Origin of the sequence: Pseudomonas sp. 13159349 (assembly GCF_013305685.1) — a bacterium.
Taxonomy (GTDB): Bacteria; Pseudomonadota; Gammaproteobacteria; order Pseudomonadales; family Pseudomonadaceae; genus Aquipseudomonas; species Aquipseudomonas asiatica.
Map to the genome: position 1 here is coordinate 5,398,532 of NZ_CP045553.1, position 24,562 is coordinate 5,423,093.

At 61.9% G+C, this 24,562-nt stretch carries 20 protein-coding genes; 5 read left to right on the forward strand and 15 right to left on the reverse strand.

The window, feature by feature from the left end; translation table 11 throughout:
• Positions 1-522: 522 nt before the first annotated feature.
• The 5 genes from GEV38_RS24855 to GEV38_RS24875 all read right to left on the reverse strand — a co-directional run bounded on the left by GEV38_RS24855 (position 523) and on the right by GEV38_RS24875 (position 7,259).
• Complete coding sequence (locus tag GEV38_RS24855) at positions 523-1,284, reverse strand: hypothetical protein (RefSeq protein WP_137137739.1); 762 nt, start codon at positions 1,282-1,284, stop codon at positions 523-525.
• On the reverse strand, positions 1,285-2,703 hold the full coding sequence (locus GEV38_RS24860) for an HlyD family type I secretion periplasmic adaptor subunit (protein WP_054572162.1): 1,419 nt from the start codon (positions 2,701-2,703) through the stop codon (positions 1,285-1,287).
• The gene (locus tag GEV38_RS24865) at positions 2,700-4,847 is read right to left on the reverse strand and encodes a type I secretion system permease/ATPase (protein ID WP_054572208.1); all 2,148 of its coding nucleotides are present in this window, start codon (positions 4,845-4,847) and stop codon (positions 2,700-2,702) included. Before GEV38_RS24865 ends, GEV38_RS24860 begins: the two co-directional genes overlap by 4 nt.
• A gap of 238 nt (positions 4,848-5,085) precedes the next feature.
• Complete coding sequence (waaA, locus tag GEV38_RS24870) at positions 5,086-6,357, reverse strand: lipid IV(A) 3-deoxy-D-manno-octulosonic acid transferase (protein WP_054572163.1); 1,272 nt, start codon at positions 6,355-6,357, stop codon at positions 5,086-5,088.
• An 11-nt stretch (positions 6,358-6,368) separates the two neighbouring features.
• The gene (locus GEV38_RS24875) at positions 6,369-7,259 is read right to left on the reverse strand and encodes a LysR family transcriptional regulator (RefSeq protein WP_013974467.1); all 891 of its coding nucleotides are present in this window, start codon (positions 7,257-7,259) and stop codon (positions 6,369-6,371) included.
• 87 nt (positions 7,260-7,346) lie between these two features.
• On the opposite strand from GEV38_RS24875, the gene GEV38_RS24880 reads away from it, so the two are divergent.
• From GEV38_RS24880 to GEV38_RS24895, 4 genes are all read left to right on the forward strand, one after another.
• A complete protein-coding gene (locus GEV38_RS24880) occupies positions 7,347-7,679 on the forward strand; it encodes a multidrug efflux SMR transporter (RefSeq protein WP_008095055.1) in 333 nt (110 codons plus the stop codon).
• Between the two features lie 199 nt (positions 7,680-7,878).
• Entirely contained in the window at positions 7,879-9,054 is a 1,176-nt protein-coding gene (locus tag GEV38_RS24885; RefSeq protein WP_015272027.1) for an FAD-binding oxidoreductase, read from the forward strand.
• Positions 9,051-9,863 (forward strand): aldo/keto reductase, encoded by an 813-nt coding sequence (locus tag GEV38_RS24890; RefSeq protein ID WP_054572164.1) that lies wholly within the window; start codon positions 9,051-9,053, stop codon positions 9,861-9,863. The genes GEV38_RS24885 and GEV38_RS24890 overlap by 4 nt, the downstream gene beginning before the upstream one ends.
• A 50-nt stretch (positions 9,864-9,913) precedes the next feature.
• Positions 9,914-10,882 carry a hypothetical protein gene (locus GEV38_RS24895; RefSeq protein WP_054572165.1) on the forward strand — a complete coding sequence of 323 codons (969 nt, stop codon included), beginning with the start codon at positions 9,914-9,916 and terminating at the stop codon, positions 10,880-10,882.
• 142 nt (positions 10,883-11,024) lie between these two features.
• Here the strand turns inward: GEV38_RS24895 and hldE are convergent, their stop codons facing one another.
• The 3 genes from hldE to GEV38_RS24910 all read right to left on the reverse strand — a co-directional run bounded on the left by hldE (position 11,025) and on the right by GEV38_RS24910 (position 15,576).
• Positions 11,025-12,446 carry a bifunctional D-glycero-beta-D-manno-heptose-7-phosphate kinase/D-glycero-beta-D-manno-heptose 1-phosphate adenylyltransferase HldE gene (gene hldE, locus GEV38_RS24900; RefSeq protein WP_015272030.1) on the reverse strand — a complete coding sequence of 474 codons (1,422 nt, stop codon included), beginning with the start codon at positions 12,444-12,446 and terminating at the stop codon, positions 11,025-11,027.
• 130 nt (positions 12,447-12,576) lie between these two features.
• Positions 12,577-14,385, reverse strand: coding sequence for a lipid A export permease/ATP-binding protein MsbA (msbA, locus tag GEV38_RS24905; protein ID WP_013974473.1), 1,809 nt, complete (start codon positions 14,383-14,385; stop codon positions 12,577-12,579).
• A 15-nt stretch (positions 14,386-14,400) separates the two neighbouring features.
• On the reverse strand, positions 14,401-15,576 hold the full coding sequence (locus tag GEV38_RS24910) for an O-antigen ligase (RefSeq protein WP_054572166.1): 1,176 nt from the start codon (positions 15,574-15,576) through the stop codon (positions 14,401-14,403).
• Between the two features lie 101 nt (positions 15,577-15,677).
• On the opposite strand from GEV38_RS24910, the gene GEV38_RS24915 reads away from it, so the two are divergent.
• Positions 15,678-16,283, forward strand: a complete 606-nt coding sequence (locus tag GEV38_RS24915) for a toluene tolerance protein Ttg8 (protein WP_015272032.1) — start codon at positions 15,678-15,680, stop codon at positions 16,281-16,283.
• 3 nt (positions 16,284-16,286) lie between these two features.
• Here GEV38_RS24915 and GEV38_RS24920 read toward each other — a convergent pair whose 3' ends face one another.
• The 7 genes from GEV38_RS24920 to GEV38_RS24950 all read right to left on the reverse strand — a co-directional run bounded on the left by GEV38_RS24920 (position 16,287) and on the right by GEV38_RS24950 (position 24,427).
• A complete protein-coding gene (locus tag GEV38_RS24920) occupies positions 16,287-17,378 on the reverse strand; it encodes a glycosyltransferase (RefSeq protein WP_015272033.1) in 1,092 nt (363 codons plus the stop codon).
• Positions 17,379-17,415: 37 nt separating this feature from the next.
• Positions 17,416-18,189: a glycosyltransferase family 2 protein gene (locus GEV38_RS24925; protein WP_039612457.1), complete on the reverse strand. Its 774-nt coding sequence runs from the start codon at positions 18,187-18,189 to the stop codon at positions 17,416-17,418.
• A 65-nt stretch (positions 18,190-18,254) separates the two neighbouring features.
• Entirely contained in the window at positions 18,255-19,211 is a 957-nt protein-coding gene (locus GEV38_RS24930; protein WP_015272035.1) for a glycosyltransferase, read from the reverse strand.
• 48 nt (positions 19,212-19,259) lie between these two features.
• Positions 19,260-20,663: a PIG-L deacetylase family protein gene (locus tag GEV38_RS24935; protein ID WP_015272036.1), complete on the reverse strand. Its 1,404-nt coding sequence runs from the start codon at positions 20,661-20,663 to the stop codon at positions 19,260-19,262.
• A complete protein-coding gene (locus GEV38_RS24940) occupies positions 20,660-21,556 on the reverse strand; it encodes an antimicrobial resistance protein Mig-14 (protein WP_015272037.1) in 897 nt (298 codons plus the stop codon). The genes GEV38_RS24935 and GEV38_RS24940 overlap by 4 nt, the downstream gene beginning before the upstream one ends.
• Positions 21,556-22,686: a glycosyltransferase gene (locus GEV38_RS24945; RefSeq protein ID WP_015272038.1), complete on the reverse strand. Its 1,131-nt coding sequence runs from the start codon at positions 22,684-22,686 to the stop codon at positions 21,556-21,558. Before GEV38_RS24945 ends, GEV38_RS24940 begins: the two co-directional genes overlap by 1 nt.
• Positions 22,670-24,427 carry a carbamoyltransferase gene (locus GEV38_RS24950; protein ID WP_015272039.1) on the reverse strand — a complete coding sequence of 586 codons (1,758 nt, stop codon included), beginning with the start codon at positions 24,425-24,427 and terminating at the stop codon, positions 22,670-22,672. Before GEV38_RS24950 ends, GEV38_RS24945 begins: the two co-directional genes overlap by 17 nt.
• Between the last annotated feature and the right edge of the window lie 135 nt (positions 24,428-24,562).

Genomic DNA, 24,562 nt, shown 5'->3' on the forward strand with positions numbered 1-24,562 from the left:
TCGCCGCTGAAAGAGCGACATCCTTATCCGTAATTATAGACAACTTTATCTCTTCCCAAAGGTCCCCCGCTGAGCCAAGCACATCTTGCCAGTATTTTTCACGAGCATCACTCCTCATCAATTCAAACACAGAATTAAGAGTCCATGCATCTTTCGACCTACCTAGCTTCTCAAATACGTCACTGTGAAATTTCCAAACTTCCAGATGGCCAAGATCACCACCAATCGTCCCTTCTTTCACCCTCCGCTCTTGAAGGTCCAAATAGGCTTTACCCATCTCCAACCTTACTTTTTCAACATCTTCCGCACTCATAGGCCGCCCGGCATCCGCTTCGGTTCGCCGCATGAAATCTATAGCAGCCAGCCCTGCTATGGAATTACCTTTAGCGACACCATTAGCAAGCACCGCATACCGATCCCCTTTCATAGCCATATAGTCATACATCTCGCCAACACCCTGGAACTCAAAAATTTTCCGGGCATTTTTTACATCTTCTTCAGTCAATCCAGACATCTAGAACCTCACTTTCGACTATTAATCAAAAACTGTTCCAACGAGCGTTTCACTTCCATCCATCGTCCTAATTTGTCAGGACGCATTATTACCTTAACCAGCACATCTCCGAGTGCAACAAAAGTCATTTCACACGAATAGTAGTTAGGCTTCCGCGGCCGCCAACTGCAATAACCCACAGAAGAAATGTCATCTAACCTACCGCTCCAGTAGATAAGTTTTTTATGGCTTTCAAATACTGCGTCACGCCCCTCAACGCGATAGAGGCTGCTTGACTCATCGTACTCAGCAAGCGCGAATATTCCATTAGGGCTCTTCCTCAACAGAAATTCGAGTTGAAGTCGTAAATCTCCCTCTCTAGCGGTTACAGGTGATACCGCAACCAACAAACCTTCATGCTCCAAGCCCTGCTGAAATACCAACCTATCATCAGCCGGTACAAGCCCCGGCCAAGTCATTGACAACAAAACAGATACAAGATTTGCGTCACAGCCTTTCTTGTTATTCACAAACCCGGAGTCAAAAGAACTTTTGCCTTCGTATTCTGGCCAGAACGGAAAATACGACCTAGGAAATTCATATACCACCCCCGATATTTTTCCGCATACTATCGGATCTGCCGTTATCCTCTCTCGCCTATTCCAAGGCTCACCTTGCCAAACCATATCAATTACAGCCAACACAGGAACCAGCAAGAGCACAGCGGCACAAACTCTTAGAGAACTCCAAACCAACACATACAAGCAATAGAACAGTCTCTTGATATTCATTCAGCGCTCCGTCAAACTTTCCTGCACATGCCGCTGCAAAGGACTTAGGAAGTAACTTATAATCTTGCGCTTATCTACAATAACCTCCGCACGCACTGACATACCCGCCGTCAACGGCATATCCTTTTTCCCTACACGCAATATTTCTTTACCCAGACGGACTCGGGCGCTATAAACCAACCCCCGCTTCTCATCTTCAATGGCATCATCAGAAACACTCTCCACCACCCCCGGCACAACCCCGTACTTGGTAAACGTGAACGTCTCGACTTTCACTTCCACCGGCTGCCCCGGATATACAAAGCCGATATCCTTGTTCTCGACTTTCACTTCCACTTCCACCGGCTGGCCCGTTGGCACAATGACCATCAATGTCTGCGCGGGTGTAACCACACCACCTTGGGTATGGATGGCCAATTGCTGGACGGTACCGTCAACGGGTGATGTCAGAACCTTGAGGCGATGGCGCTGCTCGGCCTTGTTCAATTCCTGTTCAAGGGTTGCAATGCGCCGCTGCGCATCACCGTGAAGATCGAGCATGGCTCTGCGCAGTTGGGCAATGGCACCGCTTCGACGGTGCTGAGCGGCAAGCCGTGCAGCGTTCAACTCGTCGATGCGTGAGCGCTGGAGTGCCAGTTCGCGCTCTTGCTCCAGGCGGGCCTGTTCCTTTTCCAGGTAGGTGTGCTTGGCCACGGCCGATTCACTGAACAAAAGCTTGTAATCCGCCGTCAGTTGGCGGGTGATAACCAGCAGTTGCCGGAGCGCGTCAGCCCGGCCCTGGGCAGAACGGATTTCGGCAGCGCGTTGACCGATTTCGGCATCAGCCTGCTCCAACGTGGCCTGAAGCTCGAGGTACTGCCCTTCCAGCCAGCGTTGCGCGCTTGCCTGCTGCGCGGCCGTGGCCTGCGGTATCAGTGGTGCCAGGGAAGCAGGCGCGTCATCGCCGTCCAGCGCACTCAGCAGTGTGCTGGCTCGTGCCTGGTCGATCCGCGCCGCCAGCAGTTCACTGCCCAAGCGCTTTACATCGGCCTCGGTCAACTGCCCTTCCAGCTCGACCAACGCATCGCCTTTGCGCACTGCCTGGCCATCGACGACATGGATCGCCTGCACCACGGCGACCTCGCTGGCCTGAATCAGCTTGCTCCTGCCGCTGGGTACGATCTTGCCCTCGGCACTGGCAACGACGTCGATCTCACCGATGCAAGCCCAGACAAGTGCCAGCCCGATGAACGTCAGCAGGCTCCACTGCAGGTAGCGCGGCAAGGGATGTACTGGTGTTTCCTGCAGGGACAGTGCCGCAGGCAAAAAGGCCAGCTCATCCGGCTCATGGATGGGGCCATCCATGCGTCGGCGCTGTCGCCAGGCCCCTCGCCACGCTTCCCGATAGCGCTCGAAAAGCTCCTTGAAGGCCGTGCTCATACGGCAGCCCCAAGTTGCAGCCGATACAGATAGGCGTAGGTGCCTTGTGGCTTGCCCACCAACTCGTCATGAGGCCCTTGCTCGATGATCTGCCCGCGCTCCATGACCACGATACGGTCGGCGTGACGTACAGCCGAAAGCCGGTGGGCAATTATGATCACCGTGCGCTGTGCGCAGATCCGCGCCATGTTCTGCTGGATGATCCGTTCGGACTCATAGTCCAGCGCGCTGGTGGCCTCGTCGAAAATCAGGATGCGTGGGTTGCCGAACAGCGCCCGGGCGATGGCAATGCGCTGTCGCTGACCACCTGACAGGCTGGCACCGTGCTCGCCGACCAAGGTTTCATAGCCATCCGGCAATTCGAGGATGAACTCGTGGGCCCCCGCCAGCGTCGCTGCGGCGATGACCTCTTCAAGCGGTGCCGCCGGGTTGCCAAGGGCGATGTTCTCGCGCACGGTGCGCCGAAAAAGCACGTTCTCCTGCAGCACCACACCGATCTGCCGACGCAGTGAAGCCACATCGGCTACCGCCAAGTCAGCACCGTCGAGCAATACCCGCCCCCGCTCGGGTGAGTACAACCTCTGGATCAGGCGTGTCAGCGTGCTCTTGCCTGACCCCGAGCGACCTACAATGCCAACCACTTCTCCGGCAGCAATCTTCAGACTGACATCGCGCACGACTTCGCCCCCGTCCGGCCGGTAGCGAAAACACACACGGTCGAGCTCGATCTGCCCGGCGAGTGTTGGCAGCACCGTACCCTTGCCCTGGTTGACCTCGGTACGGGTGTTGAGAATGTCGCCCAAGCGTTGAATCGATACGCCTGTCTGCTGGAAGCTGGTCCAGAGTTGAGCCAGCCGGATAATGGGTTGCGAGACGCGGCCTGCCAGCATGTTGAAGGCGATAAGCTCGCCCACCGTGAGTTCGCCGTCGATGACCAGGCGAGCCCCCAGCCACAACGTGGCGACCGTGACCAGCTTGCCGATCAGGCCTACGCTCTCATTCGCGAGGTTGGAAAGGTTCTGGGTCTTGAAGCTGGCCGATACATAAGCAGCCAACTGATTGTTCCAGCGCCGGGTAATCTGCGGTTCCACGGCCATCGACTTCAGCGTATCGATGCCGTTCACCGCCTCCACCAGAAATGCTTGATTCTCGGCGCCGCGCTGGAAACTCTGGTCGATCCGCGCCCGTAGCAGTGGGGTAACGACCAGAGATACGAGAAAATATAGAGGCAATGAGCCGACGACCACCAACGTCAACCAACTGCTATAAAGGAACATGACAGCGATGAAGACCACCGTGAACACTACATCTAGCAACAGCGTGATACTGTTGTTGGTCAGGAAACTTCTGATGTTCTCCAGTTCGCGTACTCGGGCAACCGAGTCACCGACTCGCCTGGCCTGAAAGTAGGCGGCGGGAAGATCGATCAAGTGCCTGAACAGTCTTGCACCTAGTTCGACATCAATCCTTGATGCTGTATGAGCTGCCACATAAGTACGCAAACCACTCAGCAATGTTTCAAATAGAACCACGACCAACAAGCCCAGGGCGATAACATCCAGTGTGGTCAACCCACGATGCACCAGTACTTTGTCCATTACCACTTGGAAGAACAGAGGTGTCAGCAACGCCAATATCTGAATGACCAAGGAGACAACAAGCACTTCGCCAAATAGCCGCCTGTACTTCACCACGGCTGGAATGAACCAGGTCAGATCGAAACGCGACAGCCCATGCGGCAACTGGGCATCGGAGCGAACCAGAATGAGTTCTCCCGACCAGCGCATGGCAAGTTCTGCCGAGGTCAGCGCTTGCGGTGCACGGGAACCTGGGTCTTGCACCAGAACCTGCTCACCTTCCGCGCGAGCGATGATGAAATACTCACCACGCGTATCCACGGCAATGGCAGGCAATGGCGCATGCTTAAGCCGATTCGGATCGATGCTGCAATGCTTGGCCTTGAGACCTAGTTGCTGAAATGCCCGGAGTATTGCGCCAGTCGAGAATCGCTCACCCGCCGGTGCATGGTCGTGCTGCAACTGCTCGGCAGAGACGGCTATATCATGATAACGCGCCAGCGTAATCAGACAGACCAGCCCACTTTCAATAGCGCTGGTATTACACCCATAAGTCAAATCAGGCACCACGCCACCTCATATAAAAACTGAACATGAGGCGATACTAGCCTGAAACAATAGGACAAGCGTCCTACAGGGCTCCGACAGATGCGTGGGACACTTCTGACTTTAAAGCAATATTCGTAGGAAATTTCCTATCGACGAAAAATTCAATGTAGGAAGTTATACCTAGTGTCGTAGGAAAGAATGACTAAAATTAATCATATCCACTCTAGAATGGGCATTTGAGTGGATATGTCGGAAATCAACGGATCAAGGCACCCAGCCCATCGAGCAACCGCTGCAAAGCCCCTTGATTGGCCCACATTACCGCCCTGCCCGCCTCGCCCATGCGCTGTGCATCCTGCGGCAACTCGACCAGCCGCCGCACCGCTTCGGCCAGCCCGTCGGCATCGTCCACCTGCTGCAACGCCCCTGCCTCGCGTAGCATCGCGCTGATTTCGAGGAAGTTGAACACATGCGGCCCCATCAGCACCGGCAAGGCCAGCGCCGCGGGCTCCAGCGGGTTGTGCCCGCCGGTCGCCACCAGGCTGCCACCGACAAAGGCAATGTCGGCCAGGGCATAGAGGAACAGCAGTTCGCCCATGGTATCGCCGAGCAATACGCGAGTCTGCGCATCAACCGGCGTGCCGGCAGAGCGCCGCACGGTGGTGAACTGTTCGCTGCACAGCGCATGCACCGCAGCGAATCGCTCGGGGTGGCGCGGCACCAGGATCAGCAGGGCATCACCATGCACCTGCAACAATTGCCGATGTGCCTGCAGGATCAACGCATCTTCACCTTCGTGGGTGCTGGCCGCGATCCACACCGGGCGCTGTGCAGCCCCCCACTGTTCACGCAATGCCTTGGCACGCGGCAACAGTTGCTCATCGATCTTCAGGTCGAACTTGATCGAACCGGTGACCTGTACGCAATCCGGACGCGCGCCCAGGTCACGGAAGCGCTGGGCCTCGGTTTCGGTCTGCACGGCAATCAGGCTCATCTCGGCCAGCATCGGCCGGGTCAGCCTGGCAAAGCGCCCATAGCCACGGGCCGAGCGCTCAGACAAGCGTGCGTTTGCCAGCGCTACCGGAATGCCGCGCTTCGCACACTGGTGGATGTGGTTGGGCCACAGCTCGGTTTCCATGATGATGCCCAGCTTCGGCTGCACATGGTCGAGAAAGCGCCCTGCCGCCCAAGGCAGGTCGTAGGGCAGGTAGCAATGCTGCACGCGTGGTTCGTCGGCGAACATGGCGCGAATACGCTCTGAACCGGTGGGGGTCATGCAGGTAAGCGTGATCGGCAATTCCGGGTAGGCCTTGAGCAAGGCGCGCACCATCGGTGCCGCCGCAATGCTCTCGCCCACCGATACCGCGTGCACCCAGATGCCGCCCCGGCGCATGGGCGGCAGCCTGAAAGCAAAGCGCTCGCCAATGCGTTGACCATAGGCCGGCGCCTTGCGCGCGCGCAGATAAAGGCGCAGCGCAACCAGCGGCAGGCCCAGGTGAAACAACAAAGTAAAGAGAGTTCTGTTCATGGCCGCGGAGTTTACCCGATCGCGCGCAGGTGCACCGCAAAGCGCTCGGCCAGCCACTGCGCAGCAGGCCCCAGCGGCTCGTCGCGACGCCAGGCCAGCTCCACCACCAAGGCCGGTGGCCGCCACTCGCTGTCCAGTTCGACCATGTGCGCCTGGTAGGTCGGGTACTGCACCACGTGCCGCGGCAGCCAGGCCCACCCCAGGCCACGCATCAGCAGTTCGGCCATGGCGTAGAAGCTGTCGGCGCGCCACACCTGCGGGCTGATCGCTTCGCCGCCGGGGTAGCCGCTTTGCTGCGGGGCAATCAACAATTGTCGGTGGCGCGCCAGTTGCTGCCGGGTAACCCGGCCTTCGCCGGCGAGCGGGTGACCGACCGCGCATACCGTGACCATTTCGACGCTACCCAAGGCGCGCCGCTCCAGCGAGGCCGGGATGCTCTCGTGGTGGAAGAACAGTCCAAGATCGGCGCGCCGCTCCACCAGCTTGCGCGCCACATCGCCCTGGGCACCGCTGGCCAGCTGCACCTCCAGGAACGGGTAGCGGCTGGCCAGTTCGTCGAGGCTGTCAATGACCGGCTGATAGGGCATGGCTTCGTCCTGGGCGACCCGCAACAAGGCCTCCTGCCCGCGCATCAGCGCCAACGCACGGCCATCCAGACGCTCGCACTGGCGCAACAGTTCGCGGGCATCTTCCAACAGGGCGCTGCCGTTCTCGGTCAGCTTGGGTTGCCGGCCACTGCTGCGCTCGAACAAGGTTACCCCCAGGTCGGTTTCGAGCAGGGCGATCGCGCTGCTGATTGCCGACTGGGCCTTGCGCTGCTCGCGGGCCACGGCAGAGAACGAGCGCAGTTCTGCAACGCGCAGGAAAGTACGCAACTGTTCAAGGTTCCAGTGCTCGGCCATCAACCTATCTCGCATAGTGATAGGTAATGACTTTACCCCATTCGGGGTGGGACTAGAATCTGCGGTCAGCTAACGGAGGATCTCGCCATGAATGCCTACACCTACCTCGCCATCGCCATCTGCGCCGAAGTCATCGCCACCGCTTCCATGAAAGCGGTGAAAGGCTTGAGTACGCCCTTGCCGTTGCTGCTGATGGTGGTTGGTTACGGCATTGCTTTCTGGATGCTGACCCTGGTGGTGCGCAGCATTCCGGTGGGGATCGCCTATGCCATCTGGTCGGGGCTGGGGATTGTGCTGATCAGTGTGGCAGCGCTGGTGATCTATGGGCAGAAGCTGGATGTGCCAGCGATGCTGGGGATGGCGATGATTGTGGGTGGGGTGGTGGTGATTCAGCTGTTTTCGAAGACTGCTGGGCATTGATGTTTGCCTGATGGATTTTGGGGCCGCTTCGCGGCCCTATCGCGACACAAGGCCGCTCCTACAGAGACCGAGGCATGCGCGGGGCCTGTAGGAGCGGCCTTGTATCGCGATAGGGCTGCGCAGCAGCCCCAGGAACGCAAAGCCCACATCGGCCCGACCCTGTATACTTGCCAGCTGTCCCAGTCTTCGAGGTACCGCCATGCCATCTGCCATTTCCACTGACGTGCTGATCGTCGGCGCCGGGGTCGCAGGCCTCTGGCTCAATGCCCGCCTGCGCCGACTGGGCTACTCGACAGTACTGGTGGAACGCGCCAGCCTTGGCGGCGCGCAGACCATCAAGTCTCAGGGCATCATCCATGGCGGCACCAAGTACGCCCTGCATGGCGCCCTCACCGGCGCTTCGGAAGCCATCGCCGACATGCCGCGACGCTGGCGCGAAGCGCTGAGCGGCAGCGGCGAGCTGGACCTGACCCGCACTCGCCTGCTGTCCGACGCCCATTACCTGTGGTCGCCTGGCACCCTGGCCGGCAATCTCACCAGTTTCTTCGCCAGCAAGGCCGTGCGCGGCCGGGTCGACCAGGTGAAGGGCGAGCAACTACCGCCCGCGCTGCAGGACCGCGCCTTCAAGGGCAAGGTCTATCGCCTGGCCGAGCTGGTCATCGACGTGCCCAGCCTGCTGGCCAACCTGGCCGAGCTGGCAGGCGACAGCCTGCTGGCCGGTGAGCACATCGAGCCGCTGCGCGAGGGCGAAGACCTGGTTGGCCTGCGCGTCGACGAGCGCGACATCCGCGCACAGCGTATCGTGCTCAGCGCCGGCGCCGGCACCGAGCAGCTGCTGCATGCCCTGGGCCTGAACCAGCCAGCCATGCAGACACGCCCGCTGCATATGGTGATGGCCAAGGGTGCCAACCTTAAACCGCTTTACGCCCATTGCCTGGGCGGCGGGCCGAAGCCACGGGTGACGGTGACCACCCACCCGGCCGCCGATGGCCAGTGGGTCTGGTACCTGGGTGGCGACCTGGCCGAAGCCGACGGCGTTGCCCGCGAGCCGGCTGCGCAAATCGCCGCGGCACAGAAAGAAATCGCCAGCCTGCTGCCATGGGTCGACCAGAGCCAAGTGCGCTGGGCCACCCTGCGGGTCGACCGAGCGGAACCGGCGCAATCGGGCCTGGTACGCCCGGACAACGCCTTCCTCGCCGACCAGCAACGCCTGCTGGTGGGCTGGCCGACCAAGCTGGCCCTGGCACCGGACTTCAGCGACCGGGTCATCAGCCACCTGGAGCGCGACGGTATCCGCCCACAGGCGCAGGCCGACCTGGCTGACCTGCCACGCCCACCGCTGGGCGTACCGGCCTGGGAGCAACTGCTGCCATGAGCCTGCCGACCCTGCACGACTTCCATCGCCCCTTGGGCAGCACCGGTTTAAAGGTTTCGCCGCTGGGCCTGGGCACGGTCAAGCTGGGCCGCGACCAGGGCGTCAAGTACCCTACCGGTTTCACCATCCCCGGCGACGACGAAGCCCGCCTGCTGCTGGCCCAGGCCCGCGAGCTGGGTATCAACCTGATCGACACCGCCCCAGCCTACGGCCGCAGCGAAGAACGCCTGGGCCCGCTGCTGCGCGGCCAGCGCGATGAATGGGTGATCGTCAGCAAGGTTGGCGAAGAATTCGACAACGGCCAATCGCACTTCGATTTCAGCGCCGCCCATACCCGCCGCTCGGTGGAGCGAAGCCTGCGGCGCCTGGAAACCGACCGCATCGAATTGGTGCTGGTGCATTCGGACGGCAACGACCTGGCGATCCTCGAACAGCAGGAGGTTTACCAGACCCTTGCCGAGCTCAAGCAGGAGGGCAAGATCCTCGGCTTCGGCCTGTCTGGCAAGACCGTCACCGGCGGCCTGAAGGCACTGGAGCAAGGCGACTGCGCCATGGTCACCTACAACCTCAACGAACAGGCAGAACGCCCGGTGCTGGACTACGCTGCCGAACACGGCAAGGCCATCCTGGTGAAGAAGGCACTGGCCAGTGGGCATATCTGCCTTGCCCTGGGCGTTGACCCGGTACAAGCCAGTTTCGAGCTGCTGTTCGCCCACCCGGGCGTGAGCAGTGCTATCGTCGGCACCATCAATCCGTTGCACCTGGCCCACAACGTGGCCACCGTCGCCCGTATTCTGGGCCAGCATTGAGTTGCCCCGGGCCCATGGGCCTGGACTGACCCGACGCAAGGAGGAGCCTCGTGGCGCGAACGCTGATCCGCAAGAACCCGAGCAACTTCAAGACACTACCGCTACATGTCGAGGCCACGCCCGAAGGTCTGATCTACCAGAGCATCGGGATGCCGCTGAATTTTGCCCAGATCCAACAGCGGCGCAAGGCTATCCAGTTGCCCGACGTGCAGCGCTTCGTGGTCGAACTGGCCAACCTGGGCGTGTCGGTACGGCTGACCCTGCATTGGCAGAACCGCGATTACTGGGTGCTGGTACGTCAGCGCCGGCAAGACCGTGGCGATGTGGTCCTGAAACTGATTTCCGGCTATGTGCCGGCGCAAGAACTGAACCTGCCATTGCACACGGCTGTGCAGGAAGTGGCCGAGGAATGCTTGCTGGAAACCCCGGAAGGCTGGCTGGGCGGGCGCTTCAATGACACCTGGCTGCCGATTCCCTACGCTGCCGCCCTGCACTACCGCGAAACGCCGCACTTCGTGCTGGCCCCGGAGTCGGGTGCCGCGCGCCCGGTGCACTGCGGCAAGCTGATGCTGCTGGAACGGCCGCGGGCGTATGTGCACTTGCCCACCGCCTCGCTGCAACTGATCTACGATATGCGCCTGCAGGTACCACGGGACGCCAAGAAGCTCAGCCTGTTCCACGTTGATGAGCGGCTGGAGGGCGACCAACTGGTGGCGCGGCTAAATCGCAAACGACCAGACCTGTACCTGATGCCATTGAAGGACGGCCAGCCACTGGCCGAGCTGTATACCGTGAAGAAGGACGAACTGGTGCCGGCAAGCACGCGCGGGCTGTACCTGGCCGAAAGTTTTGCCCGGCAGGATGGCTGGGTGGTCACGGACGAGCGGGTGCGCTGGAAGGATTGGGTGAAGCAGCAGGGATTGGTGGAGAACAAGCCGGTGCGGGCTTCACACCTGCAGCGGTTTGGCGACAAGGCTCGAGAACTGCTGGAGCGGGCGCGTACTTCGCTGCACAAGTAAGATTCCGAGGCCTGTGCCGCCCCTGTAGGAGCAGCCTTGTGCTGCGAAGAGGCCGGTAGAGCTAAAGAAATGCTTTGCCCTACCGGCCTCTTCGCAGCACAAGGCTGCTCCAACAGGTAATGAGGCAGCCTCAGCGGCTCGATCAGTTCTTGCGAATCTTCTCGACGATTGCTGTAGTCGAGCTGTTTTCGACCAGCCCCAGCACCTTCACGGTACCGCCATAGGCCTTGACGATATCGGCCCCTACCACCTGGTCGATACCATAGTCGCCACCCTTGACCAGCACGTCCGGCTTGACCTGGCTCAGCAGGTTCTCCGGTGTACCCTCGGGGAAGCTGATGACCCAGTCCACCGCCCCCAGCCCGGCCAGCACGGCCATGCGCCGGTCGACGCTGTTGATCGGCCGGCCCGGCCCTTTCAGGCGGCTGACCGAGGCATCGTCGTTGACCGCGACGATCAGGCGATCACCCTGGGCCCGCGCCTGCTCCAGGTAGGTGACATGCCCGGCATGCAGGATGTCGAAGCAGCCGTTGGTGAAGACGATCTTCTCTTTGTGCGCCCGCGCGTCATCAATGGCCAGCAGCAGTTGCTCCAGGCCGAGCACGCCGCGCTCGGAGCCTTCCTCACGCTGGATCGCCCGGCGCAGCTCGGGGGCGCTGATCGCAGCCGTACCCAGCTTGCCGACCACGATGCCCGCTGCCAGATTGGCCAGGGCCACCGCGTGGGGCAGGTCCTCGCCGGCAGCGATGGCCGCGGCGAGGGTGGAGATGACGGTATCACCGGCACCGGTCACATCGAACACTTCACGCGCCCGCGCCGGCAGGTGCAGCGCCGGCTGCCCGGTGCGCAGCAGGGTCATGCCGTGCTCGCCACGGGTCACCAACAAGGCGCCCAGGTCCAGGTCCTGCAGCAGCTGCAAGCCCTTGGCTACCAGCTCGGCCTCATCGGCGCAACGGCCGACGATGGTCTCGAACTCGCTGAGGTTGGGTGTGATCAGGCTGGCGCCACGGTAGATGGAAAAATCCTTGCCCTTGGGGTCGGCCAGCACCGGAATACCTTTGGCCCGCGCCACCTGGATCAGGCTCTGGTGGTTTTTCAGTGCGCCCTTGCCGTAGTCGGACAGGACCAGCACCTTGACGCCCTCGAGCAGGCTCTCGACCTCCGCACCCAGCGACAGCGGGTCGGTGGCGAATGGCTCTTCAAAATCGATGCGCAGCAACTGCTGGTGACGGCTCATTACCCGCAGCTTGACGATGGTCGGCTGGTGCGCGATGCGCTGGAACACCGAGCGCACGCCTGCAGCTTGCAGGCTGTTGGCCAGGCTGTCGGCGGCCTCATCCTGGCCGGTGACGCCAATCAGCGAAGCCGGTGCACCCAGGGCGGCGATGTTCAAGGCAACGTTGGCCGCGCCGCCGGGGCGATCCTCGATCTGATCGACCTTGACCACCGGGACTGGCGCTTCAGGCGAGATACGTGAAGTACCGCCATGCCAGTAGCGGTCGAGCATGACATCGCCGACCACCAGTACCGGGGCTTGATCGAAACGCGGCATGGACAACTTCATGGGCAACCCATATGGAAATAATGAACAGGGGCAGGATATTAGCACAGGGTAGACGACGGCTTTATGGCCAGATCACCCCAGGAAAATTCCCGTGACAATCGGGGCCGCGATGGCCCCGATCAACGAGGGTTCAGGTGATATCGGCCTTGGCCGGCTCATCCAGGCCCATGGCATGCAGGCGGGCATAATGGCCATTGGCCGCAAGCAGCTCGGCATGGGTGCCGCGCTCGACCAGGCGCCCCTGGTCCATGACCAGGATCTGGTCAGCTTTCTCGATGGTCGACAGACGGTGGGCGATCACCAGCGTGGTACGGCCCTGCATCACATGGTCCAGGGCAGCCTGGATATGCCGCTCGGACTCGGTATCCAGCGCCGAGGTGGCTTCGTCGAGGATCAGCAGCGGCGCATTCTTCAACAGTGCCCGGGCAATCGCGAGGCGCTGGCGCTGGCCGCCGGAGAGCAGTACGCCGTTCTCACCCACTTCGGTATCGAAGCCTTTCGGCAGCCGGTCGACGAACTCCTTGGCATAGGCATCGGCCGCAGCGGCTTCGATGTCGGCGCGCGGGGCGCCGGCCAGGTCGCCATAGGCAATGTTGTTGGCCACGGTATCGTTGAACAGGGTGACATGCTGGGTCACCTGCGAAACGTGGCGACGCAGGTTGCGCAGGCGATAGTTCTCGATCTCCACGCCATCGAGCAGGATCTGCCCCTGGTCGTGGTGATAGAAGCGCGGTATCAGCGCTGCCAGGGTAGACTTGCCACTGCCGGAGCGGCCGACCAGTGCAATCATCTGCCCTGGCTCGGCTACGAAGCTGATATCGCTCAGCACCTCACGCTCGGTACCCGGGTAGGTGAAGCTGAGGTTGCGCACCTCCAGGCGCCCTTCCACCCGCTCCTTCTCGACGGTACCGGTATCCACTTCAGGCTCTTCGTCCAGTTGCTCGAAGATGCTTTCGGCGCCGGCCAGGCCCTTCTGGATGGTCGAGCTGACTTCCGAAAGCTGACGTATCGGCTTGGGCAACAGGCCGGCGGCGGTGATGTAAGCCACCAGATCACCAGCAGTGGAATCACCGCGCAGGAACAGCACCAGGAACATCAACGCGGCCATGGCGGTGTAGATCACCAGCTGCAGCATCGGCGTGTACAGCGAGCCGGTCTTGGTCATGTGCAACTGCTTGTCGGTGTTGCTCTGGCTGGCCTTGCCGAAACGCTGCTCCTCGTAGGCCTCGCCGCCGAAGCTGCGCACCACGCGGTAGCCCTGGATGGTTTCCGAGGCAACGTGGGTGACGTCGCCCATGGCCACCTGGATTTTCTTGCTCTGCTTGCGGAATTTCTTGCTGGCGACGCTCACCATCACCGCGATTACCGGCAGGATGGCAACCATCACCAGGGTCAGGTGCCAGTTCATCCACAGCAGGTAGCCGAACAGGAACACCACGGTCAGGCCTTCGCGGATCACCACCTTGATCGCATCGGTCGCAGCACCAGTGACCATGGTCACGTTGAAGGTGATGCGCGAGATCAGGTGCCCGGAGTTGTGGTTGTCGAAGTAGCGGTTAGGCAGCACCAGCAGCTTGTTGAACAGTTCCACACGCAGGTCGTGCACCAGGCACAGGGAAACCTTGGCCAGGAAGTAGTTGCCGAGGAACGAGCCCAGACCCTGCCACGCGGCGATCAGGATAATCAGCAGCGGCACCGCCTGCAGCAGTTGCAGGTCGCGCAGGTAGGGGACGTTTGGGAACAACACCGCTTCGGGGTTGCTCAGCCCATCTACGAAATACTTCAGGATCCCGGCCAGCATCGGCTGGGTCGAGGCAAAGATCACGAAACCGATGATGCTCAGCAGGAAAATGCCGACATAGGGTTTCACATAGCTCAGCAGCCGGAAGTAGATCTTCAGGCTGGAGGTGTGTTCCGCCGGTCGCGGTGTTTCGGCCATTATCAAGCTCGCTGTTCAGGTTGAACCGGAAATTTTACCACAGGCATCATTTTCGGCACTCCCCCATGGCAACAACATGGCCAGGCCAACGGGCAGCCAGCTGATGAACCATTCGGCACGTGGCGTACCAGTGAGGCTGGCGGCATCGAACTGCATGGCCAGGGTGGAGTAGACCCAGAAACCGAGCAGGATCTTGCCGAACAACGTGCCACGTGCGCGGACGATTTCGCCCAAGGTGTACAGCCACACCATGACCCACAGCAGCATGCCAGGCAGGCCCAACTCCACTGCGATGTGGGTGAACATGTTGTGGGTGTGGTCGAAGTGCTTGCCCACTGCACTCACGTCGTAGGCAGCGCCCAGGCCAAGGCCGGTCCAGGGATGTGCGGCGATCATGTCGACCACGGCGTGGAAGATTTCCGGCCGGTAGGACGAACCGCGCTGGGCGATCAGGTCGTACACGAGATAGAAGGCCAGGCCGGTGGCGATGGCCGCCAGCACGGCAAACATCCGGCTGTGGCGGTCACGGAACCACAACGGGGCCAGGATCACGGTGAGCACCAGGGCCAGGATTGCCCCACGGCTCTGGCTGAGCATGGCAAACAACCCCAGGCACACCAGCGCCACCAGCCACAACAACTGCAGGCCACGTTGCCGCGGCGGCTCGTAAAGCAGGAAGAGCACGGCCGAACCGATGACATAGGCACCCAGAATGGGGTGCGATATCTCGCCGATGCCCTCCAGCCGGGCCAGCAGAGGCATGCCCAGCACGCCGTAGAAATGGATTACCGAGATCAATGCGGCAACGGCCAGCAAGGCGCTGCCGGCCAGCAACAGCTGACGAATGCGGGCCTGGCCAAGCTGGCCCAGCAGCGGGAACGCCAGCAGGAATACCAGGATGTAGAGCAGGCGCTTGGCCTCGCGCCCCGGGTTTTCCGCGGCCGACCAGACCAGGCTGAGCCCACTCCACACCAGCAGCAGCAACACACTCCCCCACAAGGCCGGCTGACGCCGCCAGGCCTGCACTATTACGTGCCTTGCGGACCACGCCATTACCAGCGTCGGCAACCACAGGAACAACACCAGCCCTTGCTGATAAACCTTGTTGCTCGGTGCCAGGGCAATCGCTGCCAGGAACCAGACCAGACCAAACCCCAACCAGGCTTGCGCCCAGTTTTTTTGATACAACATCCTTTCCCCCGATGAATCAAAGACACCATCCAATGGTGCTACAACATTATTTTCGGCATTATTGCCGGTCATTCTGTTCGCCCGACGACAAGGCTCTATTCATGCAATGCTCCCGGCTCCCCCAGGTCGACTTCGATCAGCTGACACAAGGCGCACAGGTGCTTGAGGCAGATAGCCATGGCGCCAAAGTCTACCTGCTCGCGGATGGTAATTTCCTCAAGGTTTTTCGTAGGAAGCGGCTGATTTCATCTGCACTGCTGCGCCCGTACTCGCAGCGCTTCGTCGACAACGCCGCACGCCTTGCACAACTGGGCATCCCCACCCTGGAGGTGATCAGCCAGCACAAGCTCGACCTGCCAGGGCGTACCGCCGTGCTGTACCGCCCGCTGCCAGGGCGCACCTTGCTGCAGATGTCGCGCGATGAGGGTTTCAGCTGGGACACCTACCTGCCGCGCCTGATCGAACTGATCCGCCAGCTGCATCGCAGCGGCGTGTACTTCCGCTCGTTGCACCTGGGTAATGTGGTGGTCACCCCCGACCAGCAACTGGGCCTGATCGACGTTGCCGACATGCGCTTCCTGCGTCCGCCGCTGTCGGCGCGCATGATTCGGCGCAATGTGCAGCATATGGTGCGTTATATCGAGCGGGAGAACCTGGGTGACCGGTTCCCCCTTGCCGCCTTCGAGGCAGCCCTGCTGGCACGCTGAGCGTCAACTGCGCAGCAGGCTTTGCGAGCCATTGCAGAATGCTTGCCAGGCCTGCTCCGGGGCCAGCGCCTGGCGCTGCCGGGCAGCTACCGCCGGGGCACCGAGCACCGAGCAACGCTCGATCGCCTCGGCCCAGGCATTTTCATTGGCAACGGGCAGGTAGCCACCGGTGTCCTGCAACTGCTCGCGGAACACCTGCAGGTCGCTGCATACCACCGGCACGTCGGCCATGACCGCCTCCTGTACCACCAGCCCCAGGCCTTCGGAGCGCGAAGGCACCAATAGCCAGTCGAAGGCCCGGTACAGCTGCTGCAGGTCGTCGCGGTGACCGCTCAGGTGAACGCGCCCGGCCAGGCCCAGCGCGTCGATACGGGCTTGCAGCACCTCACGCAGAGGGCCTTCGCCGATGATTGCCAACTGCAGGTCCGACTGCCGCATACAGGCCTTGGCGAACGCCTCGATCAGCATCTCGAAACCTTTGCTTTCCACCAGTCGCCCGACCGCGCCCAGCATCACCCCGGTTACCTGGGGCAGCTGCAGGGCTTGCCTGGCCGCCTCCCGGCTCAACAACGGTTCGGCGAAAGCCAGCGGGTCAAGGGCCATGCGCAAGGTCTGCACCGGCCTGCCCAGGTCGTGTTCGAGTGACGTGGCAAGTGTCTGTGAAACGGCGGCGATGCTCAGACGCTCGGCCGGAAACATGCGCAGCAGGCGCACATCACTAGGACTCAGGCGCGTCTTGCCGTGGAACAGCACCTTGGCACGTACCTGCGGAACCTGCTGCAACAATGGCAACACCAACCGCGCCACACCGACACCGTCGAGCAGCACGACTTCAGCCTGGGCCTCGTTCAGCGCCTTGCGCAAGCGCATGCGCAACCATGGGCGCAACAGGCGCCAGAAGTGCCGCCCTTTCAGCGCCCGTGACGGCATATGCCACTCCCGGGTCGAGCCAAGCCCACAGCAAAGCCCGCTACCCAGCAGCAGCCAGTTACTGATCCGGGCATCGGCACCCGCGTGCGACAGCACCTGCCGATGCACCTTGTGGATGGACATGTACGGCGTTCCACCCGCCCACATCACATTGACGATGTTCATGGGCCCTCTCCCGCTCATGTCAGGTGGGACAGCGACTTCACTGAACAAAAATGGTGATTCCCATGCCAATCACGGCACCCGCCACCAGCGTCAATGCCAACTTTATCCGATCACGTTTACGACGTTTGGCCTTGCGTTCCACTTCGATGGGCAAGGTCACGTGATTACCAAATCCAGTGTGCAATACTGCATCACCCTCCAAGGTGACCGCTGTCAGGTTTAACTCAGAATAACGCCGGGAAAGTGCCTTCTCTCCAGCATAGGCGGCAAATGGCGCGCAACGCTGGTAATCGCTCAAACGGCGCAACCCGGGGTTGAGCGAAAACGCCTGCCACTCGGCCTTATCGGACAGCAGTGGGTAGCAAGGCACCCCGGCGATCACCCGGCGATCACCCAGGTGAATGTAAGGGCTGTGGATGGCCAGGTCATGGGCATGGCTGCGCAGCCACACCTGCAGCAGATCAGGGCTGACCTCCAGAATGGCCCGGGAGTCTTCGACGAAGCCCTGGCGATAGAAGTGCCAGTCGTCCTCGCAGTGAAAGATGTAGGGCGTCTTGACGTGGCTGTAGGCCAGGTCGATAGACGGCAACTGGCCCAACTTGGGCCGGTTTACGAACACCTTGCAGTGCGGTTTCCAGTGCTCAGGCACAGCGGCATGCACGGCATCGTCACCGGAATCTTCGGTGATGAACACTTCGCGAATGGGCGCGGTATTGTAGCGATCGAAACTCTCAAGGGTATCTTTGAGCAGATCGAACCGCCCACAACTGGTCACGACGAGCGTGACATCACTCTCATTTGAAAAGCGCACCGGACTCCCTCCGCATTGCGACTTCGACTTCCAACGCCCGTTCCACAGGCGCGAAAGTTCTTATGTTAGATGCCCAGCTTCAGGCGCAGCCGCTGCCATGCAGACAACGGCGGATGGGGCCTGAGCGCCGGGCGCATGTGGTCGACGATGCTACGTCCAACAGCCCCGAAACTGAAACGGGAAACCGCCAGGTGGCGACCATTTTCTGCAATCTGCCGGGCCAGTTCAGGGTCCGCGCGCAAACGGCGGAGCTTTTCCTGAAGGGTCGGGATGCTGTCATAGAACACCACGTTGTGCATGTCCTGCAGGCCCAGTGCGCGGTTCTCTTCCTCGCCCTGGTCATACGCCAGCAACACACAGCCACAGGCCATGGCTTCGAAGTTCTTGATCATGTATTCGCCCATGCCGACGTCGGCACTGACGAAGAAGCGGATCCGGTTGAGTGTGTTGCAGTAGTCTTCACCCGATTTGGTACGGGTCACCACCAGGTTCTCGACCCGGCCCAGCTCGTCCAGCAGTGCCTTGCGGCCGCTATAGGCCACGCTGTTGGTGCTGCCGACGAAGGCCAGTTCGATGTCGCGCTCACGCCCCTGGTCGGCCAGCAGTTGCTCGTCGTAGCCCTTGGGCACGAACACGGCGTCGAAACCTTCCTGACGCAGGCGCTCGCTGACCATGTAGCCTGAGCTGATCACCCGCGCCCAGGGCAATTTGCGGTAATGGGCGCTGAACTTGCCCGTGTACTTGCACGGGATGTAGTTCTGGTAGGCATCGTGCTCGAGGATGACCAGGTTCGGCACCGTACGGATGAATGCCGCCTGACGGATTTCCTGTTTGAAACGCAGGAAGAAAACAATGCGGTCATAACGCTCGACCTGCACTTCACGCTTGAAATAGCGGCGCAGGTTGCGCTGGTCTTCGCTGGTCAACCAGCGCAGGTCGCACTCGCAGTTGGCCGCGACGCCATCGTACAGGCGGTCGAGAATCGCCCGCTGTTCCTTCTGCACCAGAAATAGGACTTTCATTGGGTTCCTTGGGCGCTCTGCGCCATCGCGGTCAACCATGGGGCGCGCCTACAGCTCACGCCGCCAGAACAGTTCATGTCGGCGCACGGCCTTGCGGAAGAATTCGTTCTCGCCGTAAGGCGACGACCGCCGCCCGGCCAACCAGCGCTGCAACAAGCGGCGCAGGCGGCGTTTGAACGGTGCTGGCGGCTGTAGGTCGTGCATCATGCCCAGGGCCATGGCCTTGTCGCGCTGGGTCGCAAGGTCCAGTACCAGGCTGCAAGGAGCCCAGGCCTGGACAGCTTCCAGCTGTGGCGGCAGGGCCACACCATCACCACTGTCGCCCATCGGCCAGCGGTCGTTGTCATGCAGGTGGTTGGCGTAGCACAGCAGGGTTTGCGGCTGCCAGGCCAGGCCTTGCAAGGCTTCCAGCACCGCTGCCTGGGCACAGATGTGGTCGGGGTGCGGGTCGAGCTGCGGGTGCGGCATCACCAGCACCTCTGGCCTGGCCATTTCCAGCAAGGCCCGCAGGTCGGCGAGCAGGTTGCGCCAGGTCGGCGCGCCATCGACATCGGCCGGCAGCGGGAACGGGTTGAATCGGCGGAATACGCGAATGTCGGCGAGGTCGGCCTCGCGAGAAGCGGCCGGCTGGTCTGGCGCAGCCTGCATGGCAGGCAGTTGCAGACAGAAGTAGCCCAGCTGCACGCAACGCGATTCCGCCACACCGGCCCAGCGTGGCACGGCGACACTATCCCAGGCCCTCAGGCGGCCCTTCAGGCGCGCGGCCTCGGCCTTTGCCAAGCCCATCTGCTGATAGTGCTCGGCCTCGATTTCACCAGCGGTCAGGGTCACTACCCAGGTTTCGTCGGCCTGGCTGTAAAGGCCGTAAGCGGCCAGCTCGGCATCATCGGCATGCGGCGCGATCACCATCACCCGGCGCCGTTGCAGCTCGACCGCCGGGGTTATCCACAAGCGCGGCTGGCCCGCCAGCCGGCAATGCCGGCCACGCAGGCGCAACGCGCCAGCCTGCAGAGGTGCGGCGAGGCCGGTGAGGTTGAGGAAGCGCACGCCATCGACGCCACGCTCGAAGGTTTGCCGGTCGGCCTGCTCGCCAGCCACCAGCTCGACCTGCGGGTCCAGGAAGCGCCCCATCCAGCTGCTTTTTACCCGCAGCTCGAGGACCAGGGTTTCATTGCCCTGCAGCACGCACTCAGCCTTGAGCAAGCCGCCGCTCAGGCTGGCAGGAGCCTCCCGGGTCAACTCGCCGAAGTCGTAGGCGTAGTCCTCACCTGGCGCGTAGAACAGGTGGTCGGCAAACCAGGCCTCGTGGGCCGCCCACAACAGCGGCAACAGCAGCAGTGGCAACCACCACCAGCTGAACGCACCTATGGCCACCAGCGCGACCAGGCCCGCCAACAGGCCCAGGCGCTTGTTGCGCCGGTGGCGCTTGAGCAACTGCTGCTTGCGACTCACGCCTGATACACCTGCACGGGGTTGCACCAGCGGTCCTTGTACTCGCGGTCGGCACGGCCGAACGAGAACCGCAGCGGCTTGTTGCGCGCACGGGCGTCTTCCCAGGCGGCCTGGGTATTGAGGAAGCTCAGCACGCTGCCGGGGCTGAAGGCCTTGGTTTCAGGGTCGACACCACCATTGATGTACTCGACGCTGATCCATTCCGGCGCTTCGACACGGTAAACCAGCTGGATGGCAATCGGCTTGCCGTCCAACAGCAGCACCGAGCCGATCAGCAGCTCGCGCAGGCGTTCCAGCACCTCGGCCATGCGCTCGGCACCGGTGGCAGGGAAGCCCCAGCGGCGCTGGAACAGGTCGCAGTACATGCTGGCGATTTCCTGCGCGCTGAAGTCGCCGATCGGGCGCACCACACCGCCCGCCTCTTCCAGCAGGCGCAGTTCGCGGCGCTGGTTGTAGCGGAACTTCTTCGACAGGTCTTCGTGGGCGCGGGCCATGGCCAGCTGTTCCTTCTGCGCCTTGAGGCCGCTGAAGCGGCCCTGGTTCAGTTCGGACAGGTAGCGCGCGGCATGGCGCAACGGTGCAGCGGCATCGGCCGCCGCCGGCAGGATGATCTCGGCGTTGCCCAGGTCGAACAGGGCCTTTTTGCCGGCACGCTTGAGCACGTCCTTGGACAGCGCAAGGTGGCGCCCCCAGGTAGGAATGGCGGCTTTCAGCTCGCCGGCCTGGTGCCAGCCCAGATAACGCACAGGGATCTGCGCCAGGTCCGCCAGCTGCTCGACCACCTGGGGATGGGTGGCGACACTGCCACCAAACCGGGCCCATGCCTCGGCATAGGCCTTGGCGTCGATAACTTGCCAACCGCGTTCGCGGAAGGCCTGGATACGGTTGAGCATCAGGCCTGCCCCACCAACGCGCGGACTTGCGGCAGTTGCCAGAATGCTTCGCGCACCGCCTGGTCGGAAAAGCGTTCACGCAGGCGCTGCAGCATGTGCTCGGCACAGGCCTGGCGTTGCTGCCCATCGAGCACAGCCATGTGTTTCAGGCCCTGGGCCAATTGCCCCGCATCGCCCAGAGGGAACAGCACGCCAACACCCTCCACCACTTCGCGGGCACCACCACAGGCCGTGGCCAGTACCGGCACACCGGCGACCATGGCTTCGAGCAGGACCATGCCGAACGGCTCATGGTCGGAGCTCAGGGCGAATACGTCGAATGCCTGGAAGTAACGGCGCGCATCCGGCACCTGGCCAAGGAAGTCCACTTGCCCGGCAATGCCCAGCTCGGCGGCCAGGGCCTTGAGCCTGGCTTCCAGGCGCCCCTTGCCAAGGATTGCCAGGCGGGCGCCAGCCGGCAGCCCCGGTAGCGCTTCGGCAAAGCCACGCAGCAGGGTGGCCTGGTCCTTGTCCGGGTGCAGGCGCCCGACGTTACCGACAATCCACGCCTGTGCGTCCAGCCCCAAGGCCTGACGGGCCTCGGCGCGTGGCACCAGGGCCGCTTGCAGGGCGTCGATGTCGATGCGGTTGTACAAGGTCTGGATACGCTCTGCCGGCCACTGCGGCAGACAGCGGCGCATGTCGTCACGCACTGCGTCCGACACGCCCAGCAAGCTCAGGCGTTTGCTGAACAGGTTGGCGAAGATGCGTCGCCCCTTGCGCTCGTAGTCACCGAAAGCATGGTGCACGCCGATCACCGGCAAGCCGGTGCCCAGCAACGCCACGTAGATCGGCTTGAAGCGATGGGCGATGCAGAAGGCGAAATTGCGCTCGGCGGCGATCCGCCGCAATGCACGGATGGCGCCGAGTTTCAGGCCGCGCACAGCCTTGGAGCTGAACTCCAGGAACAGCACCTCGTCCGACGCACAGCCAGCCGCTACCTGCGGGTCGGCGGCGCCGGTGAGGAACACCGTGGTGACCTGGTAGCCACGCCCCTGGAACAGGCTGGCGTACTGACGGGCGCAGTCCAGGAACGGCCCGTCATAGCCATGGCAGAACTGCAGGATGCGCGGTTCAGAGCGGCTGGTCATACGGGGCCGCGCCGTCCTTCACAACCAGGATGTCTTCCATGATCAGGTACTGCAGGTCCGAGCCGAAGAACATGTTCAGGGCGTCGGTCGGCGAGCAGATCATCGGTTCACCACGGCGGTTCAGCGAGGTGTTTAGCGACACTCCGTTGCCCGTCAGGTCTTCCAGTGCCTTCATCATGTCGTAGTAGCGCGGGTTGTACTCGCGCTTGAGCACCTGGGCACGCGAAGTGCCGTCCTCGTGGACCACTTCCGGCACGCGGGTCTTCCACTCTTCAGCCACTTCGAAGGTGAAGGTCATGAACGGCGCCGGGTGGTCGACCTTGATCATCTGCGGGGCGACGGTGTCGAGCATCGACGGGCAGAAAGGTCTCCAGCGTTCGCGGAACTTGATCTGCTCGTTGATGCGGTCGGCTACGCCCGGCACGCTCGGGCAACCAATGATCGAACGGCCGCCCAGGGCACGGGGGCCGAATTCCATGCGGCCCTGGAACCAGGCCACCGGGTTGCCATCGACCATGATTTTGGCGATGCGCTGCGGCATGTCGTCGAGCTTGCGCCACTTCGGTGCGTTCGGGTGACGGGCACAGGCAGCGATCACGTCTTCGTTGGAGTACGAAGGGCCGAGGTAGACGTGTTCCATCTTCTCGACCGGTACGCCACGAGCGTGGGAAACGTAGGCGGCAGCACCCACGGCGGTACCGGCGTCACCGGAAGCCGGCTGAACGAACAGCTCTTTCAGGTCTGGGCGGGCAATGATCTTCTGGTTGAGCTTGACGTTCAGCGCGCAACCGCCGGCAAAGGCCAGCTTGCCGGTTTCACGCAGGATGTCGCCCAGGTAGTGGTCGATCATCTGCAGGGCGATCTTTTCGAACAGTGCCTGCATGCTGGCCGCGTAATGGATGTACGGCTCGTCGGCGATGTCCCCTTCGCGCTTGGGGCCCAGCCACTCGATCAGTTTCGGCGAAAAGTAGAAGCCCTTGCCCTTCTCTTTATAGCGGCGCAGGCCAATGACGTTGGCGTATTCGGTGTTGATCACCAGTTCGCCGTTTTCGAAGCTGGCCAGACGCGAGAAGTCGTACTTGCTGGCGTCACCATACGGCGCCATGCCCATGACCTTGAACTCGCCATCGAGCATCTCGAAGCCGAGGAACTCGGTGATTGCGCCGTACAGGCCGCCAAGCGAGTCCGGGTCGAAGAATTCCTTGATCTTGTGGATCTTGCCGTTTTCGCCGTAGCCAAAGAAGGTGGTGGCGTATTCGCCCTTACCGTCGATGCCGAGGATTGCGGTTTTTTCCTTGAACCCCGAGCAGTGGTAGGCACTGGAGGCATGGGCCAGGTGGTGCTCGACGGGCTCGATCTTCACCTTTTTCGGGTCGAAGCCCAGTTGCTCCAGGCACCAGACGATCTTCTTGCGGTAGCGCTTGTAGCGACGGTTGCCCATCAGAATAGCGTCGAGGGCGCGATCCGGGGCGTACCAGTAGCGCTTGGCATAATGCCAGCGCGCCTTGCCGAACAGGCTGATCGGGGCGAACGGGATGGCTACCACGTCGACGTCGGATGGCTTGATGCCAGCCTGTTCCAGGCAGAACTTCGCCGACTCGTAGGGCATGCGGTTCTTCGCATGCTTGTCACGCACGAAGCGCTCTTCTTCGGCGGCGGCAATCAGTTTGCCGTCAATGTACAAGGCCGCGGAAGGGTCATGGCTAAGGGCGCCGGACAGGCCAAGAATCGTCAATGCCAAGGGATTAGCCTCTTCATTCGGTAGAAATGCGCCAGCGGCCTCTTGGGCGGGTGGCGGCTAAAGAGCGGGATTATAACGCAAACATGTGCGCAACGCGGCAACCTGTACTGGCCTCATCGCCGGCAAGCCAGCTCC

What these genes read in the sequence shown, in the direction of transcription:
- GEV38_RS24855 (WP_137137739.1), bottom strand. Translation starts at nt 1,284, where the DNA reads ATGAATATCAAGAGACTGTTCTATTGCTTGTATGTGTTGGTTTGGAGT.
- GEV38_RS24860 (WP_054572162.1), bottom strand. Translation starts at nt 2,703, where the DNA reads ATGAGCACGGCCTTCAAGGAGCTTTTCGAGCGCTATCGGGAAGCGTGG.
- waaA (WP_054572163.1), bottom strand. Translation starts at nt 6,357, where the DNA reads ATGAACAGAACTCTCTTTACTTTGTTGTTTCACCTGGGCCTGCCGCTG.
- GEV38_RS24875 (WP_013974467.1), bottom strand. Translation starts at nt 7,259, where the DNA reads ATGGCCGAGCACTGGAACCTTGAACAGTTGCGTACTTTCCTGCGCGTT.
- GEV38_RS24880 (WP_008095055.1), top strand. Translation starts at nt 7,347, where the DNA reads ATGAATGCCTACACCTACCTCGCCATCGCCATCTGCGCCGAAGTCATC.
- GEV38_RS24885 (WP_015272027.1), top strand. Translation starts at nt 7,879, where the DNA reads ATGCCATCTGCCATTTCCACTGACGTGCTGATCGTCGGCGCCGGGGTC.
- GEV38_RS24890 (WP_054572164.1), top strand. Translation starts at nt 9,051, where the DNA reads ATGAGCCTGCCGACCCTGCACGACTTCCATCGCCCCTTGGGCAGCACC.
- hldE (WP_015272030.1), bottom strand. Translation starts at nt 12,446, where the DNA reads ATGAAGTTGTCCATGCCGCGTTTCGATCAAGCCCCGGTACTGGTGGTC.
- msbA (WP_013974473.1), bottom strand. Translation starts at nt 14,385, where the DNA reads ATGGCCGAAACACCGCGACCGGCGGAACACACCTCCAGCCTGAAGATC.
- GEV38_RS24910 (WP_054572166.1), bottom strand. Translation starts at nt 15,576, where the DNA reads ATGTTGTATCAAAAAAACTGGGCGCAAGCCTGGTTGGGGTTTGGTCTG.
- GEV38_RS24915 (WP_015272032.1), top strand. Translation starts at nt 15,678, where the DNA reads ATGCAATGCTCCCGGCTCCCCCAGGTCGACTTCGATCAGCTGACACAA.
- GEV38_RS24920 (WP_015272033.1), bottom strand. Translation starts at nt 17,378, where the DNA reads ATGAACATCGTCAATGTGATGTGGGCGGGTGGAACGCCGTACATGTCC.
- GEV38_RS24930 (WP_015272035.1), bottom strand. Translation starts at nt 19,211, where the DNA reads ATGAAAGTCCTATTTCTGGTGCAGAAGGAACAGCGGGCGATTCTCGAC.
- GEV38_RS24940 (WP_015272037.1), bottom strand. Translation starts at nt 21,556, where the DNA reads ATGCTCAACCGTATCCAGGCCTTCCGCGAACGCGGTTGGCAAGTTATC.
- GEV38_RS24945 (WP_015272038.1), bottom strand. Translation starts at nt 22,686, where the DNA reads ATGACCAGCCGCTCTGAACCGCGCATCCTGCAGTTCTGCCATGGCTAT.